At 62.3% G+C, this 15,441-nt stretch carries 14 protein-coding genes; 8 read left to right on the forward strand and 6 right to left on the reverse strand.

Translation table 11 applies throughout. The features are described from left to right. Positions 1-118: 118 nt before the first annotated feature. The 5 genes from K7R21_RS00910 to K7R21_RS00930 all read right to left on the reverse strand — a co-directional run bounded on the left by K7R21_RS00910 (position 119) and on the right by K7R21_RS00930 (position 5,135). Positions 119-556 (reverse strand): MarR family winged helix-turn-helix transcriptional regulator, encoded by a 438-nt coding sequence (locus tag K7R21_RS00910; RefSeq protein ID WP_224981345.1) that lies wholly within the window; start codon positions 554-556, stop codon positions 119-121. Between the two features lie 148 nt (positions 557-704). Then, positions 705-2,807: a hybrid sensor histidine kinase/response regulator gene (locus K7R21_RS00915; RefSeq protein WP_224981346.1), complete on the reverse strand. Its 2,103-nt coding sequence runs from the start codon at positions 2,805-2,807 to the stop codon at positions 705-707. Then, positions 2,804-3,409 carry a DUF1638 domain-containing protein gene (locus K7R21_RS00920; protein WP_224981347.1) on the reverse strand — a complete coding sequence of 202 codons (606 nt, stop codon included), beginning with the start codon at positions 3,407-3,409 and terminating at the stop codon, positions 2,804-2,806. Before K7R21_RS00920 ends, K7R21_RS00915 begins: the two co-directional genes overlap by 4 nt. Beyond that, positions 3,406-4,440 (reverse strand): uroporphyrinogen decarboxylase family protein, encoded by a 1,035-nt coding sequence (locus K7R21_RS00925; protein ID WP_224981348.1) that lies wholly within the window; start codon positions 4,438-4,440, stop codon positions 3,406-3,408. Before K7R21_RS00925 ends, K7R21_RS00920 begins: the two co-directional genes overlap by 4 nt. After that, a complete protein-coding gene (locus tag K7R21_RS00930) occupies positions 4,437-5,135 on the reverse strand; it encodes a cobalamin B12-binding domain-containing protein (RefSeq protein ID WP_224981349.1) in 699 nt (232 codons plus the stop codon). Before K7R21_RS00930 ends, K7R21_RS00925 begins: the two co-directional genes overlap by 4 nt. A gap of 528 nt (positions 5,136-5,663) precedes the next feature. On the opposite strand from K7R21_RS00930, the gene K7R21_RS00935 reads away from it, so the two are divergent. Next, on the forward strand, positions 5,664-6,965 hold the full coding sequence (locus K7R21_RS00935) for an NfeD family protein (RefSeq protein WP_224981350.1): 1,302 nt from the start codon (positions 5,664-5,666) through the stop codon (positions 6,963-6,965). Beyond that, positions 6,962-7,258, forward strand: coding sequence for a hypothetical protein (locus K7R21_RS00940; protein WP_224981351.1), 297 nt, complete (start codon positions 6,962-6,964; stop codon positions 7,256-7,258). Before K7R21_RS00935 ends, K7R21_RS00940 begins: the two co-directional genes overlap by 4 nt. Positions 7,259-7,261: 3 nt before the next feature. Here K7R21_RS00940 and K7R21_RS00945 read toward each other — a convergent pair whose 3' ends face one another. Continuing rightward, positions 7,262-7,756: a hypothetical protein gene (locus K7R21_RS00945; protein WP_224981352.1), complete on the reverse strand. Its 495-nt coding sequence runs from the start codon at positions 7,754-7,756 to the stop codon at positions 7,262-7,264. A gap of 228 nt (positions 7,757-7,984) precedes the next feature. Between K7R21_RS00945 and K7R21_RS00950 the strand changes: the two genes are divergently transcribed. The 6 genes from K7R21_RS00950 (at position 7,985) to K7R21_RS00975 (ending at position 15,380) form a co-directional block, all read left to right on the forward strand. Continuing rightward, positions 7,985-9,802, forward strand: coding sequence for a transporter substrate-binding domain-containing protein (locus K7R21_RS00950; protein WP_224981353.1), 1,818 nt, complete (start codon positions 7,985-7,987; stop codon positions 9,800-9,802). A 262-nt stretch (positions 9,803-10,064) separates the two neighbouring features. Then, entirely contained in the window at positions 10,065-11,489 is a 1,425-nt protein-coding gene (locus tag K7R21_RS00955) for a sigma-54-dependent transcriptional regulator (protein WP_224981354.1), read from the forward strand. A 610-nt stretch (positions 11,490-12,099) separates the two neighbouring features. Continuing rightward, on the forward strand, positions 12,100-12,834 hold the full coding sequence (locus tag K7R21_RS00960; RefSeq protein ID WP_224981355.1) for an amino acid ABC transporter ATP-binding protein: 735 nt from the start codon (positions 12,100-12,102) through the stop codon (positions 12,832-12,834). 77 nt (positions 12,835-12,911) lie between these two features. After that, complete coding sequence (locus tag K7R21_RS00965; RefSeq protein ID WP_224981356.1) at positions 12,912-13,733, forward strand: ABC transporter substrate-binding protein; 822 nt, start codon at positions 12,912-12,914, stop codon at positions 13,731-13,733. Positions 13,734-13,914: 181 nt separating this feature from the next. Next, on the forward strand, positions 13,915-14,619 hold the full coding sequence (locus K7R21_RS00970; RefSeq protein ID WP_224981357.1) for an amino acid ABC transporter permease: 705 nt from the start codon (positions 13,915-13,917) through the stop codon (positions 14,617-14,619). A gap of 59 nt (positions 14,620-14,678) precedes the next feature. Continuing rightward, complete coding sequence (locus K7R21_RS00975) at positions 14,679-15,380, forward strand: amino acid ABC transporter permease (RefSeq protein WP_224981358.1); 702 nt, start codon at positions 14,679-14,681, stop codon at positions 15,378-15,380. The last annotated feature ends 61 nt before the right edge of the window (positions 15,381-15,441 follow it).

Below are 15,441 nucleotides of genomic sequence, written 5' to 3' on the forward strand. Positions count from 1 at the left end.
GGTGGTTCTCCTTTTTGATCCGGTTGTCGGATTCTGTTTTAGTTGTTATCTTTTTAGTTGGCGTCTTTTGATGTTAAACTATTGCGTCAAAAAAAAGCTGCCGATATCTCTGAGTCCGCTATCCCTCCCGTAAGCCGAGTTTCTTGCAAAGTTTGCCCAAGGTTTCCTGTTCTGCATCGGTCAGCACCCCCATCTCGGCGACGATGGCCGCTTCGACCTCGGCGAAGGTGGCTTCGATCAGGCCGCGTCCCTTCTCCGTGAGCAGCACGGTGCAGTAGCGGCGGTCTTCCAGGGAGCGCTCGCGCTGCACCAGCCCCTGCTTTTCCAGGTTGTCGATGACCATGGTGATGTTACCGGTACTTTTCAAAATCTTCGACGCCACGTCGCGCTGGCACATGGAGCCCTTGTGCAGCAGGGCCTCCAGGACGCCGAACTGGCTGATGGTGAGGCCGGCATCGGACATCTTGCGTCCCACCCGTGCGGTCACCGACTCGGTGCCGCGCATCAGCTTGGTGTAGGTGTTCAGCGCGAGTTTTGACTTGGCATCCTGTTTCATGATCTACCTCTCCGTTGAGGTGTACTATTGTTTCGATGATTTAAAGTTAAACCCATGACGATTAAATGTCAAACTATTTTTTTCTGTTTGCTGCCACGAGGCAACTGCGCGCCGGGAGACAAGGGGAAAGCCTCGCCGCCCGAAGGCTCTAGCACAGCACTTCGCGCATCTTGGCGGCGAGTTCAGGGGAGGAAAAGGGTTTCTGGATGAAGTGCACCGAGTCCTCCAGCACACCGTGGCAAGCGATGAGATCCGCGGTGTAGCCGGAGATGAAGAGGCATTTCAGGTCGGGGATCTCGGCTGAGAGGAGCCCGGCGAGCTCGTGGCCGTTCATCTCGGGCATGATGACGTCGGTAATGAGAAGGTCTATCTTGCCGGTGTGATTCCTGGCGAGCTCCACTGCCTCTTTGGGCGAGGTGGAGGAGAGCACGTGGTACCCCTGCTTGGTGAGCATCATGGTAATTATGTTCAGGATGGCGCTTTCGTCCTCGACAAGCAGGACAGTTTCCTCCCCCTCCGGCGCGGGCGGCTCCGGGAGTGGGGCGCACTCCTTTTCCTGCGCGTCCTCGTGGCGCGGCAGATAAACGTTGACGGTGGTACCCCGTCCCACCTCGCTCTCCACGTTCACCCACCCGCCATTTTGCGTGACGACGCCGTAAACGGTGGCAAGCCCAAGGCCGGTACCCGCTCCCGTCTCCTTGGTGGTGAAGAAGGGCTCGAAGGCGTGGGCCAGGACCTCGGGCTCCATGCCGCAGCCGGTGTCGCGGACGCTCACGCACACGAAGTCGCCGGGAGGGACCTCCGCGCTCCCGCCGTGTTCACCGTCGAGGGTGCTGTTAGCAGTCTCGATGACGATGCGCCCGATCTCCTCGATGCTGTCGCGCGCATTGACGCAGAGATTGGCAAGGATCTGGTCCAGCTGCGACGGGTCGATCAGCACGCTCCAGAGCGAGCTTCCCGGCCTCCAGACCAGCTCGACACGTTCTCCGATAAGTCTTTGCAGCATGCTTAGCATGCGGCCGACCGTATCGTTCAGATCCAGCACCTTCGGGGAGATGGTCTGCTTTCGGGCAAAGGCCAAGAGCTGGCGCGTGAGGTTCGCCGAACGCTCCGCAGCCTTGTGGATCTCTTCGAGCCCGGCCCTCAGTGGTTCCCCGGGTGGGAGGTCCATGAGCGCCAGGTTCGCGTGCCCGAGGATCACGCTCAGCATGTTGTTGAAGTCGTGGGCGACGCCACCCGCCAGGCGCCCGACCGATTCGAGCTTCTGCGCCTGGAGCAACTGCGCCTCGAGCCGCGCCTTCTCCTCCTCGGCCCTCCTACGCTCGGTGACGTCCGTGGCCATGATCAAAATGACCCGTTTCCCCCTGCTCACCCTGCCAAGCGGCGTGGCCTGGAAGTCCCAGGTGCGGGTCGAGCCGTCCTTTGCCCTGAAGTCCCACTCTCCGTTGTACACGCTCATCTCGGTCGTGAAGAGCCCGTCAAGGTAAAGCATCGTGGCCGGGTTACGCTCCCGGAAGGCGGCCAGCGCCCAATGCTCAAGAGTGGGGATCTCCGTCATGGCATAGCCGGAGAGCCTGGTCCAGCCGGCGCTCAACTGCAGCACCCGCCCGTCCTCGTCGCAGATCATAATGGGGTAGGGGGAGCTGTCGATGGCCACCTGAAGAAGCGCCTGGGCCTCGCTCAGTTCGGCGGTCCGCTCCTCCACCCGTCGTTCCAGGGCGAGCGCCTGCTGCTCTATTACGCGGAAGGCGATGGCGTTTTTCAGGGCGAGGGCTATCGGGGCTGAGAGCAGGGCGATGATCTGGTTCACCTCCTCGATGCGGTGCAGCGTCTGCAGGTCGAAGAGGAGCAACAGGCCGATGGTCTCGCCCGCAGCCACGAGGCGGTAGCGCACCATGGAGCGAATCCCGGCGCGGTGCAAAGGGGCGCAAAGCGGATGGTGCTCGCTCAACCGGTCCGGGGTGAGCGGGAGTTGCTCCGGAGAGCTCTTGTAGCAGAAGAGATCCAGCTCCTCGGGGGTGAAGAGGTCCGCCCTGCGCTGCGGGCTTACGTTCAAAAGCTCGTGCCCCGGAGAGCGCGTCTCGTCGTGCAAAAGCACGATCACGGTCCTTGCCCCGGTCAGCTCGCGCAGATGCTCGGTCAACACCGCCCCCAGCTCGTGGGGGGACGACGAGACGAGCAGTTCGGCGATGACCTCGACGGCCATGAGCTGGGCTGCGGGCGAGAAGTCCCGGTGTTCTTGCTCCTTCACTGCTTTTCCCCCTCCATGATCGTCATGGCCCGGGCCTCCGCGTCCATCAGTCCGGTGAGCAGCGTGTCGAGCTCCACCCTCTCGGAGCGCCAGGGAAGACCGCTGTAGGCGGAGAAGGCCTCCATCTGCCGGACGGGAACCGGTACCATCCCCGTGTCGAGGTAAACCAGCACGGAGCGGTGCTCTTTGAGCAACTCACGCGCCGCAGCAGCGTCAGGCCCCAGTGCCTCTTCCATGACCTCTCTCCAGCGTTCCGCCCATTCCGGCAACACCAGGAAGGCCTCCTCGCGCATCAACTCGCGGTAGCGCTTCCTGCCGACCAGCAGCTGGGCGCAGTTGATCGAGTCCGTCCGGGCCGCCCGGAACTCCCGGGCAAGGTCGAGCATCCCCGCGCAGCAGTCGCCGTACACCAGCACGAGCCGGTCGCACGCCCCGCAGCGCTGCCGCAGTTGTTCGCGCAGCGTGCGTTCCAGGAGGGGAGGGGCCATGTGCAGCATGGAGTCGAGGAAGAAGAGCTCCCCCCCGATCATCTCGTCCCGGTGCAGTCGGGAAAGCTCGTCGCGCAAGACCCCGCAGGCAAGCCAGACCGTTTTCCTGATCACGTATTCCCTCCGGGGCTGGCTTTGTAGCTGGCGACACTCTCTTTCAGGGCCTTCAGGTTCGCCGCGGGGGTGTTCTGGGGGAGGTCTCCCCCCGAATTTGCCAGCACGAAGTGCCCCTCCGGCGCGTGAGCGGACAGGCGGTCGAGGGCGAGGCGGCTGATTTCGCAGGCGCTTGCGGAGGCGAAGGCGAGGTTGTCGAGGTTACCGATCAGGTTGAACCCGGCAGGAGTGAGCCGGCGCGACTCGGCGGGGTCATCCTTTGAGCCGATGATGGCGCCGACCACTCCCGGCAGCCCGGGGATGAGGTCGAGGGTGTGGTTCAGGCGCCCCCCGGTGCTGCTGACCACCTTGGGGCCGTTGATCGCGCCGAAGGTGGCGGTTAGGTGCGACAAAATGGCGTCGGCAAAGAGCCCGCGCGGCGCGATCTCGGCCGATGCCATCCCTTCGGTGAAGACGAGGCAGTCGGCACCCGCTTCGAGAAGGGTGTTGGCGAGCCCGACGAGAAAGGGGGAGCTGTGGTCGAGGAGCCTGGCCGCCTGCTCCGGCTCGAAGAGGAGCGTCTCCAGCCACTGCTCCAGCCCGGTCAGGAGTGCCGGGAGGATGCCGGGGCCGGGAAGCACCGCGATTACCGGGACTTCCTCCTTGTAGCACCGGGCAAGCCCCCTGGTAGCCTCGATCATCACCGGCAGGCGCGCCGCGGTCGAGGGGGCGGGGAGCGGCAGGGACAGTGCTTCGTTGACCGTTCTTGCCGGGTACCGCCTCACGTTCGGCGTCTGCAGCCCTCCCCAGACGGTTTCCCCGCCAAAGGCTTCCGAGATGGCGCTGAAGTCGAAGGGGGCCAGCACGAGGTCGAAGCCATAGCTCTCCTGGACGGCCCTTTGCCCGGCAAGGTAGGCCGCCGGGTCGCAGTACAGGGTGCGCAGATCGCAGCCGGTGAGCCCAGCACCGTAGGCCCCCAAAACGGCGAAGACCGGCGGGCGATCCACCGGGAGCCCCCCGAGGGTATTCATGACGCGCCGGTACGAGTTCATAGGGCACGCTCCGGTATCCGGGCCTGCTCCTGCAAGCAGGTGAAGAGCTCGTCGGCTCCGACCGCGTTTCTCGTCGTCCCGTCCCCTCCCACCTCGGTCACCAGTTCCGGGCGCCAGTTGAAGACCGCGCCGCCGACGGCAAGCTTGATCCGCTCCTGCTCCCCAGCCCCGTCGATCAGGTCGCGTAGCTTGCGGATGTTCATGGCGGTGGTCTGCATCATCGCCGAAACTCCGATGACACGGGCCCCGACCTCGCGCGCCTTTTCCAGGAACTGCTCAGCCGGCACGTCGTTGCCCAGGTCGACCACCTGCCATCCCGCGGCGTTCAGGAAGAGCCCAACCGTTCTGCGCCCAAGGCTGTGGAAGTCGTCCTCGATGTTGCCGATCACGGCAACCCCCTTGCGGTCCCGGTCCTTCTCGTGGTCGGGAAGGCAGCGCAGCAAGGCGTCCTCGGCGATCTTCGAGGCGATGAAGTTCTGGGCCAGCGACATCGACTCTCCTTCCCAGAGCGTGCCGAGCTGGACGATGGCGGGGTCGAGTACTTCCGCGATGACCCGGGCAGGCGGGATGCCGCAGTCAAGGGCACGTTCGATGATGGCAGCCGCTTTGGTGCGGTCCGCGTTGATCATGGCATCAAGCACCTGCCGGTAAAACTCTTCACAGTCACATGCAGCGCCACTTGCTGACTTCGCCATACGCCTCCCGGCCTGCTACTCTCTCAATAGGCAGCCATTGATTCGCTTGCAATACTCACTGGAGTTAAAACGGATCTGATTCCTTGTGCTTGATGAGTATATATGAGGCTTCCATGCAGTCAATAAACCATCACTAACAGATTGAAGCTGTTTCAGGTCCAGTTCCTGCGGCTTTCCTACGCTGCTTCTCTACGCTGGGGCCAAGTTCGAAGGGGGGCGCGTTGTGTCTTCCATGGATGGGAACGGTGCGGCTGCGGCAGGCACAACTTGCGAAGGCCATCATTTTAATGGAAAATAACGCGGTGCCGTGTTAACCGAAAAACAGCTCAAGGCACATGCCTGAACGCAAAGCCGCCAAGGCACTGAGACGCAAAGAGAAACAAGGGCTTTGACAAAAAAACAGAGGGGAGAAACAGGAACCACCTTGCGAGTCTGTACATTTAGCAGTTCGGCTTTGCGGCTTTGCGTTAACGATTTAGGTTTGCTGCCTTGCGTTGTTAGCCTTTTCCTGTTACGGGAGGTGCCGAAATGAAACGGCTGTTCCTGGTGCTGCTGATACTGGTCGTGCTGCCGCTGTGCCTGGGGGCGCAGGAGCCGCAGGTGGGAGTCATTTCCCTGCGCGGCCCCATCAACCCGGTCAGCGCGTCGTTCCTCAAGGAGAACCTGGACGCGGCGGGGAGACGGGGTGACCGGCTCGTGCTGGTGGAGCTGGATACTCCGGGCGGGCTGGACACGGCCATGCGCGAGGCGGTCCAGGCCATCTTCGCGGCGCCGGTCCCGGTGGCGGTCTACGTGGCCCCCGCCGGGGCACGCGCGGCCTCGGCCGGTGCGGTCATCGGCCTCTCGGCAGATATCCTGGCCATGGCCCCCGGCACCAACATCGGCGCGGCCCACCCGGTTGGCCTGGGCGGTAAACCCGACCCGGTCATGGAGGCCAAGGTGGTCAACGACGCCGAGGCCTACGTGGCGGGGATCGCGGCCAAGCGCGGCCGCAACGTGGAACTGGCCCGGAGCATGGTGCGCCAGAGCATTTCCCTCACCGCCGAGGACGCCCTCAAACAGCGGGTGATCGACCTGGTGGCCCCCTCCCGGCAGGAACTCTTGTCCAGCCTGGAAGGGCGGCGGGTGCAGCGCGGCGGCAAAGAGGTTGTGCTGCACCTGGCCGGTGTACGCGTGGTGAACCACGAGATGGGGACCCGCGACAGTATCCTGAACGCGGTCAGCAACCCGGACGTCGCCTACATGCTCATGCTCCTCGGCATCGCCGGGCTCTTCTTCGAGCTCGCCCACCCGGGGGTGATCCTGCCGGGGGTGATCGGGGGCATTTCGCTACTGCTCTCCTTTTTCGCGCTGCAGACCCTGCCGGTCAACTACGCGGGGATCGGGCTGATCCTTTTGGGCATCATCCTGTTCATCGCCGAGATCAAGGTGGTCTCCTACGGCATGCTCGCTGTCGGGGGCGTGGTGGCCATGGTGCTCGGGTCGCTGATGCTCTTCCCGTCGCCCGAGCCGTACCTGCGCCTGTCCTGGGAGGTGCTGGCGGGGACGGTTACGGTGACCGCGCTCTTCTTCGGTGTGGTGGTGGTCAAGGTGATCCAGGCGCACCGGGAGAAACCGATCACCGGCGTGGAAGGGATGATCGGGGAAGTTGGCGTCGCCGATAGCGACCTCGCGCCGGAAGGGAAGGTGCTGGTGCGCGGAGAATACTGGAACGCGACCGGCGAGGAGCCGGTGCGCCAGGGTGAAAAAGTACAGGTGGTCGCCGTGACCGGGCTCAGGCTGACCGTGCGCAAGGCAGGAACGAGAGGGGAGGGGCGAGCCGGGGTATGACTGGATCTGGCAAAACAAAGGAATCGGGGGACCTGCGGCTGGGGGATGCGCTGTTGGGGCTGCCCTGTCTGCAGCGGCAACGTGCCAACCTGACTGCGGGGGCGCGGGAGGAACAGGCGCATACCGGGGTACAGTGTCCGGTGTGCGGCATCGAGGTCCCCGAGTTGGTGCACCGGACTCAGGGGGCGGACGATAGTGGTCTTTCGGAGCGGGTTCAGGAGAGGTTTCCGGGGTGGCGGCCCGAGGAGGGCCTGTGCCTGCCCTGCCTCGAGCGTTTCAGTCATCCCCGCTGAGCGCTAGTAGTGCTTCGGGATGGGAAGGCACCCTTCCTCGTTGAGGGCGGTCAGGTAGGCGCTGCGCAGGCCGATGAAGGCCTGGGTGAGCCGGTCGATCAGGGTGTTGTGGTTGCACCCGATCAGTTCCAGGAGGCCGTTTTGCTTGTTGGCGATCAGCCGCTCGATGTGCGCCCCCCTGCGGTTGATGTCCACGTGGGTGTGCCCTTGGGCGTGGCTGACGAGGCTCAGCATGGCGTCGGTCACGAAGACGTCGATGGAGTAGACCGCTGCCACCTGGGGATGCTCTTTCAATTGGAAGACCACGCGGATTTCCGGGTGCGGGAACTCGATGCCGGGGAGGTGCTCCGGCCCCATGTAGTAGGACGCCGCCACCGGCAGCACTTCGATGTAGCAGTTGAGTAGGGTGGACTCGATATCGATCGGGGTCTGCACCGGAAGTTTCAGGGCGGCCCGGGAGAACTGTTCGCCGTGTTCGAGATAGAGAGATAGCCGCATGTCATCACCTATAGTAGATCCTGCAGTAGAGGGAATACGTCGGTTGTCACGATAAAAATAATACCGGCCCCCACCAAAAAGCAAGTGGGGGCATGCAATTATCTTGGTGACCTGCCAAGATTGCGACCTACCTGTGGCGGCTGATCGCGGTTGACATGACCCGCCGGTCTATGCCATTAATTTCCCATCGCCCTCATCCCGCTAATCCCCTGCTAAGGTGTCTTGCCCTTGCCCATTTTCCGCTTCATCCAGAGATTCCGTGCCGTCGGCTCCCGCTGCAAGCGGCTGTGCCTTTCCCGGGCCATCATGCCTCTCCTGGTACTGTTGCTGGCGCTGCTCCCTTCGGGGGGGGGCGCCGACACGCTGGGGCGCGGCGGAGTCGGCAAAGCGGTGATCGTCGTCGGCGGGGACTTCAACTATCCCCCTTACGAGTTCGTCGACCACGACGGCAAGCCCGCCGGCTTCAATGTCGAGCTGACCCGCGCCATCGCCGAGGTGATGGGCTTCAAGGTGGAGATTTCGCTGGGGCCGTGGGACGGCATGCGCCGCGCGCTGGAACAGGGGGACGTGGACATCCTGCAGGGGATGGCGTTCTCGCAGGAGCGTACCAACGAGGTCGATTTCTCCACGCCGCACGCGCTCTTGTTCCAGTCCATCTGGATCCGCCGGGACGACCGGCGCATAAAATCCATCGAAGACGTGCGCGGCAAGGAAGTCATCGTGATGAAGAACAGCATCATGCATGACTTCATGAAAGGGTACGACCCCAAGGCGCGGCTCATCCTTACCGACACGCTGGCCGAGGCGCTCAGGCTTTTGAACCAGGGGAGGGGAGACTGCGCCCTGGTGTCGCGACTGACCGGGATGTACCTGGAAAAGGAGATGGGGCTGAAGCGGATCGTGCCGGTGGCCGAACCGATCATGACCCAGGCCTACGGCTACGCGGTGAAGAAGGGGAACGCCGAGGTGCTGGCCCGCTTCAACGAGGGGCTCGCCATACTGAAGCGCTCCGGGCAGTTCCAGGAGATCCACAACAAGTGGCTCGGGGTGATGGAGCAGCAGCCGGTTTCCTGGGGGAGGGTGGTGCGCTACGTAACCTTGGTGTCCCTGCCGCTGCTACTGATCCTGGGGGGGACCGTGGTCTGGTCCCGGACCCTGCAGAAGCGGGTAGCGCAGCGCACCGAGGAACTGGCGCGCGAGGTGGCGGAGAAACAGGCCGCGCTGGAGAAACTGCGCATGCACCAGGACCAGTTGGTGCAGGCCGACAAGCTTGCCTCGCTGGGGACCCTGGTGGCCGGCGTCGCCCACGAGATCAACAACCCTAACGGGCTGATCCTTTTGAACCTGCCCCGTTTCGAGGAGGTGCTGCGCGGCTCGCAACCGATCCTGGACGAGTACCGCGAACAGCACGGCGACTTCAAGCTGGGGCGGCACAGCTACGACCGCCTGCGCGAGGAGCTGCCGCACATGCTCTCCGAGACGCAGGACGCGGCCAAGCGGATCAAGCGCATCGTCGCCGAGCTGAAGGACTTCGCGCGACGGGACAGCGCCGACCTCACCGACCACCTGGACCTGAACCTCTGCGCCCAGGCCGCGCTGCGCCTGGTCGAGAACACTGTTGCCAAGAGTTCGCACCAGATCGTGGCGCACCTGGCCGATGCCCTGCCGCGGGTCAAGGGGAACAGCCAGCGCATCGAGCAGGTGATCGTGAACCTCCTTTTGAACGCGGCCCAGTCTCTGGAAGGGAGCGGCAAGAGCATCCAGATCTCCACCCGGCACGACCGTTTCCGCGACCTGGTGCTGCTCACCGTGCGCGACGAGGGGAGGGGGGTGGAGCCCGAGCACCTGGCGCGGCTCACCGATCCTTTCTTCACCACCAAGCGGGAAGAGGGCGGGTGCGGCCTGGGGCTTTCCATCTCGGCGGGAATCATGAAGCAGCACGGCGGTGCGCTGAACTTCGAGTCGCGCCCGGGCTTCGGCACCACGGTTACTATGGAGCTGCCGGCGCTGCCGGCGGGGGAAAACACGGAACACAGAGGACTCTGAGATCCACAGCGGACACGAAGGGCTGCCCTCTCACCCCCCGCCCCTCTTCCCGGTGGGCGAGGGGAGCATGGGCTGTTCGGTGGTCCTGCGGGCGAAGCATTATGCCCCACACCTTTTTCAGGGAGCTGGCATCAGCGTTCCCGCCCCCGGAGGGGGAGGGACAGGGAGGGGGATTTCCTCTCTACCGGCGTTCCCCCCTTCCAAACTCCCCCCTCCAGGGGAGGAGCATGGACGGTGATATAGAAATGAAGAGGAGTCGCAGATGAGCGAAGCACTATATCCTGCCTTCGGCGTGCTGTTGGTGGACGACGAGGCGCCCTGGCTGCGCAGCCTGCGCATGACGCTGGAGGGACCGGGCGCCATTAGCAATATCACTGCGCTCACCGACAGTCGTCTGGTGATGGGGGAGCTGGACCGGGGCGACATCGGCCTGGTGCTGCTCGACCTGACCATGCCTTACCTCTCGGGGCAGGAACTGCTGGCCCGCATCGCGGAGGAACATCCCGAGGTGACCGTGGTGGTGCTGTCGGGACTGAACCAGATCGAAACGGCGGTATCGTGCATGCGCTTGGGCGCCTTCGACTACCTGGTCAAGACCGACGAGGAGGACCGCATCCTCGAATCGGTGCGGCGCGCAATCCGGATGCAGGAGTTGCAGCGGGAAAACAAGGAGATGCGGCGCCGATTCCTGAACGACCGCCTGGAGTGCCCGGAGGCCTTCGCCCCCATCGTCACCAACAACAAGGCGATGCGCTCTATCTTCCAGTACATCGAGGCGGTGGCCAAGAGTACCCAGCCCATCCTGGTTACCGGCGAAAGCGGCGTGGGCAAGGAACTGATCGCCCGCGCCATCCACACCCTGAGCCGCGGCGACGGCCCGCTGGTCCCGGTGAATGTGGCCGGGCTGGAGGACAACGTCTTTACCGATACGCTGTTCGGGCACAAGAAGGGGGCCTTCACCGGCGCCGACGAGAGCCGCAGCGGCATGGTGGAACAGGCCGCCGAGGGGACCCTCTTTCTCGACGAGATCGGCGACCTCTCGCTGCCCTGCCAGGTGAAACTGCTGCGCCTGCTGCAGGAAGGGGAGTACTACCCGCTGGGCAGCGACCAGCCCAAGCAGCTCCGGGCGCGCATCGTGGTGGCGACGCACCACGACCTTTCCAAGAAGAAGGACGCCGGCGGCTTCAGGAAGGACCTCTACTTCCGCCTGAGGGCGCACCACGTTCACATCCCCCCCCTGCGCGAGCGCAAGGACGACATACCGCTGCTTTTGGACCACTTTCTCAAGGAGAGCGCCGAGGTCTTCGGCAAGAAGGTGCCCAGCTACCCCAAGGAGCTGCTGACGCTCTTGGCCAATTACAGTTTCCCAGGCAACCTGCGCGAGCTGCGGTCGATGGTCTACGACGCCATGAGCGTGCACTCCTCGCGCATGCTCTCCATGAACAGTTTTCGGCAGGCGATGGAGGTGCAGGGGGAGGTCCCCGCGGAACAGGCTGCGATGGGGGAACAGAACGTCTTTTACTCCTGCCCCGATATCCCCACCCTGAGCGCGGCGGTGGACCAGTTGGTGGCCGAGGCGATGCGGCGCTCCGACAACAACCAGAGCATGGCCTCTCGCATGTTGGGCATTTCGCAACCCGCACTCAGTAAGAGGCTCAAGCTGCAGAGAGACGGCAAGGCAGAATAGCGGGGGCAGAGAGCCTCCCCCTGGAGGGGGGAGGTTGGAGAGGGGCGCTGGCAATGGCAGGATTTCCCCCTTCCCCCTCCCTGACCCTCCCCCTCCGGGGGAGGGGAATTGGACCTGCCTATATTCGAGGCATTGTTTTAGGACCGCCCTCACCCCCGGCCCCTCTCCCGATGGGCGAGGGGAGGATGTTTTGCCGCTTTTTTCATCAAACTAACGCCTATCATAAACCGGCTTTCCTGGCGGTCCATCTTCTCGTCCACCTCAAGGGGTATAACTTTCGTTAAGCTTATAATGAATGTTATACCTGCCGTAAAATCCCCTTTCTTCGTTATTTCCCACCTTCTCTCAAACAGCTTTCCATCACTGGTTATACCCCATTGTTTCTAATGTTAGGGTCGTAAATGGCGTATTCGGATAACAATCCGAGTTGTTAGCTGTTTACGCCATGTTTGGCACCGGCTTTGCTGTATATGAAGACACACTGCACGCTTATTCGCGTTCCATCTTTCGAAACGACGGTTGGGTGTGAACGGCCGGCAGGCAAACTGCCCATATCCTGTGCAGCAGCTTTGAGTGACTCGATTGGCAACAAATAGAAAAGGAGCAGCAGATGATCAAGTTTGAAGGGGTCCACAAGTGGTTCAAAAAGCTTCACGTGCTTAACGGGATCGATCTCCACGTCAAACAGGGAGAAGTGGTCGTGGTTTGCGGTCCCTCGGGGTCGGGCAAGTCCACTCTGATCCGCACCATCAACCAGTTGGAGCCGATCGAGGAGGGGAGCCTGATCGTCGACGGCATGGACCTCAGGAGCAAGAAGACCGATCTCAACAAGCTGCGCGCCGAGGTGGGCTTCGTGTTCCAGCAGTTCAACCTGTACCCGCACCTCTCGGTCATCGACAACATCACCCTGGCCCCGATCAAGATCCGCAAGACTCCCAAAAAGGAAGCGCAGGAGCAGGCCATGGAGCTTTTGGAGCGCGTCGGCCTCGCGGTCAAGCGTGACGCCTACCCGACCCAGCTCTCCGGCGGTCAGCAGCAGCGCGTCGCCATCGCCCGCGCCCTGGCCATGAAGCCGCGCATCATGCTCTTCGACGAGCCGACCTCCGCACTCGACCCCGAGATGATCGGCGAGGTTCTCGCGGTCATGCAGGACCTTGCCAGCACCGGCATGACCATGGTCTGTGTCACCCACGAGATGGGCTTCGCCCGCGAGGTGTCCGACCGCGTCGTGTTCATGGACCACGGCATCATCCTCGAGGAGGCACAGCCGGAAGAGTTCTTCCGCAACCCGCAGCACGACCGCGCCAAGCAGTTCCTGAAGCAGCTGCTGTCGCCGATGCACTAGAGAACTTGTTCACCTGTCGAACGCCGCATTCCTGCGACGCGGGTGCCTGTTAATACAGAAATCAAAAGGAGAGTACTGTGAAAAGATTGGCTGCTGTTGTTATGGGTTTGGCCCTGTTGGGTTCTTTCGGTAAGGCGATGGCCGCGGCTCCCGCCGATACCCTTGCTGAGGTTAAGAAGAAAGGCGTTCTCGTTGCGGGTGTCAAGGACTCCCTTCCTCCTTTTGGTTACGTTGACGAGAAAAGCCGCGAGATCGTGGGCTACGACGTGGACTTCGTCAAAGCCATCGCCAAGAAGCTGGGCGTGAAGGTCGAGCTGAAGCCGGTTACCTCCGCTTCCCGCATGCCGCAGCTCACCGAAGGCAACATCGACATCATCGCCGCCACCATGACCAAGAACCCGGAGCGCGCCAAGCAGATCGGCTTCAGCCACACCTACTTCGCCACCGGTCAGAAGTTCATCACCGTGAAGGGCAAAGTGAAGAGCCTGAAGGACCTGGCCGGCAAGAAGATCGGCACCGCCAAGGGTTCCACCTCCGAGCAGAACGTGAAGGCCGCCCTGCCGACCTCCACCGTGCTCTCCTTCGACGACTACCCGCAGGCGTTCCTGGCCCTGCAGCAGGGTAAGGTGCAGGCCGTGACCACTGACGAGGCGATCCTCGCCGGCATCCTCGCCAAAGCTCCCAACAAATCCAAATTCGAGATCCCGAACGTCCAGATCTCCAACGAGCCGTACGGCCTCGGCATGAGGAAAGACGACGCCAAGTTCATCGCCTTCGTGAACAAGACCATCCTCGACATGGAAAAGAGCGGCGAAGCCAAAAAGATCTTCGAGAAGTGGTTCGGCAAAGGTACCGAATTCCAGCTCAAGCGTAACTTTAAGATCGTAGCGGACAAGTAACAAACAGGTTGAGGTTAAGGTTGAGGTTGAGTTAATCGCTCTTCTCTCAACCTTGACCTCGGCGTGTCGTTTAAACAGTAAACCGGGTTGCAGATTGAGCTCCGGTTGAGAAAGGATATTTAGCTGGTAGTTTTTCTCTCAACCTTGACCTCAACCTCAACCTGCCTCTAAGGGGTTTCACGTGCTAAAGTACACATTTGACTGGTCCATCGTCACCTCCGGCAAGTATTTCGAATGGCTGGTTTCCGGGCTCAAGGTAACACTGGAGCTCTCCGCCGTCGGCATCGTCTGCGCCTTTATCCTGGGGCTCCTGATCGCCGTGCTCAAGATGAGCCACTACCGCCCGGTGCGCTGGATCGCCACCGCCTACCTGGAGTTTTTCCGGAACACGCCGCTGCTGGTCCAGATCTTCTTCTGGTACTTCGGCTCGTACAAGGTGCTCCCGGCGGCGGTCAACGAGTGGCTTAACAGCACGAACTTCGAGTTCGCCGCGGCCGCCATCGCCCTAACCATCTATACCTCGGCCTTCATCGCCGAGGACATCAGGTCGGGCATCCTTTCCATTCCCAAGGAGCAGATGGAGGCGGCCAGGAGCGCCGGCTTCTCCTATCTTCGTTCCATGCAGTACATCATCCTGCCGCAGGCGGTGCGCATCACCATCCCGCCCCTGGTGAACCAGTTCCTGAACTTGGCCAAGAACTCTTCGCTCGCGATGAGCATCGGGGTCATGGAACTCACCTACCAGGCGCGCCAGGTCGAGAGCTACACCTTCAAGGGGTTCGAGGCGTTCACCGCCGCCACCGTGGTTTACCTCGGGCTCTCCGTGGTCATCACGGCGCTCATGGACGTGTACAACAAGAAGGTGCTCAACCCGCACCGTGCCTAGGGACGGCGACAGGATAGCAACGAGATCGGCGGATTTTCCCGCGGGAAACGGAGAACACAATGGAAGAAGGACTCAACTTTCAAGTAATCATAGATAACTTCACCTACTTCATGATCGGGCGCTACCCGAACGGACCGCTGGGCGGGCTCGGGCTCACCATGTACCTCGCGGTGGTCTCCTGCATCCTCTCCTTTTTCGGGGGGCTGATCCTGGGGCTTTTGAGCATGTCGCGCTACGCGGTGATCCGTTACCCGGTGAACCTGTTCATCAACGCGGTACGTGGCATCCCGCTCTTGATGGTGATCTTCTGGATGTACTTCCTGCTGCCGGCCCTGATGGGCAAGACGGTGCCGGAAGCGACCACAGTCATCATGGGGCTCACCATCTTCACCTCGGCCTACATGTCGCAGATCGTACGTGCCGGTATCCAGGGGATCCCCAAGGGGCAGACCGAGGCGGCCGTCTCGACGGGCTTGAAGCACTGGCAGGCGATGCTCTACATCGTGCTGCCGCAGGGCTTGAGGAACATGATCCCGTCGTTTGTGAACCAGTTCGTGTCGCTGATCAAGGACACCTCGCTCGCCTTCATCGTCGGGGTTTCCGAACTGACCCACGTCGGCACCCAGATCAACAACCGGACCATGGCCTTCCCGACCGAGATCTTCATCTTCATCGCGGCGGTCTACTTCGTGCTCTGCTTCGCTTTCACCAGCTTCTCGCGCTGGCTGGAGGGACGGCTGGCATGGAGGAAGTCCATCTAGCCGCAACCTGACACAGAATTTGCTGACGCCCCCCTTGGCTTTGCCTTGGGGGGCGTTTTTG

Origin of the sequence: Geomonas agri (genome assembly GCF_020179605.1) — a bacterium.
In the GTDB taxonomy this organism is placed as follows: domain Bacteria; phylum Desulfobacterota; class Desulfuromonadia; order Geobacterales; family Geobacteraceae; genus Geomonas; species Geomonas agri.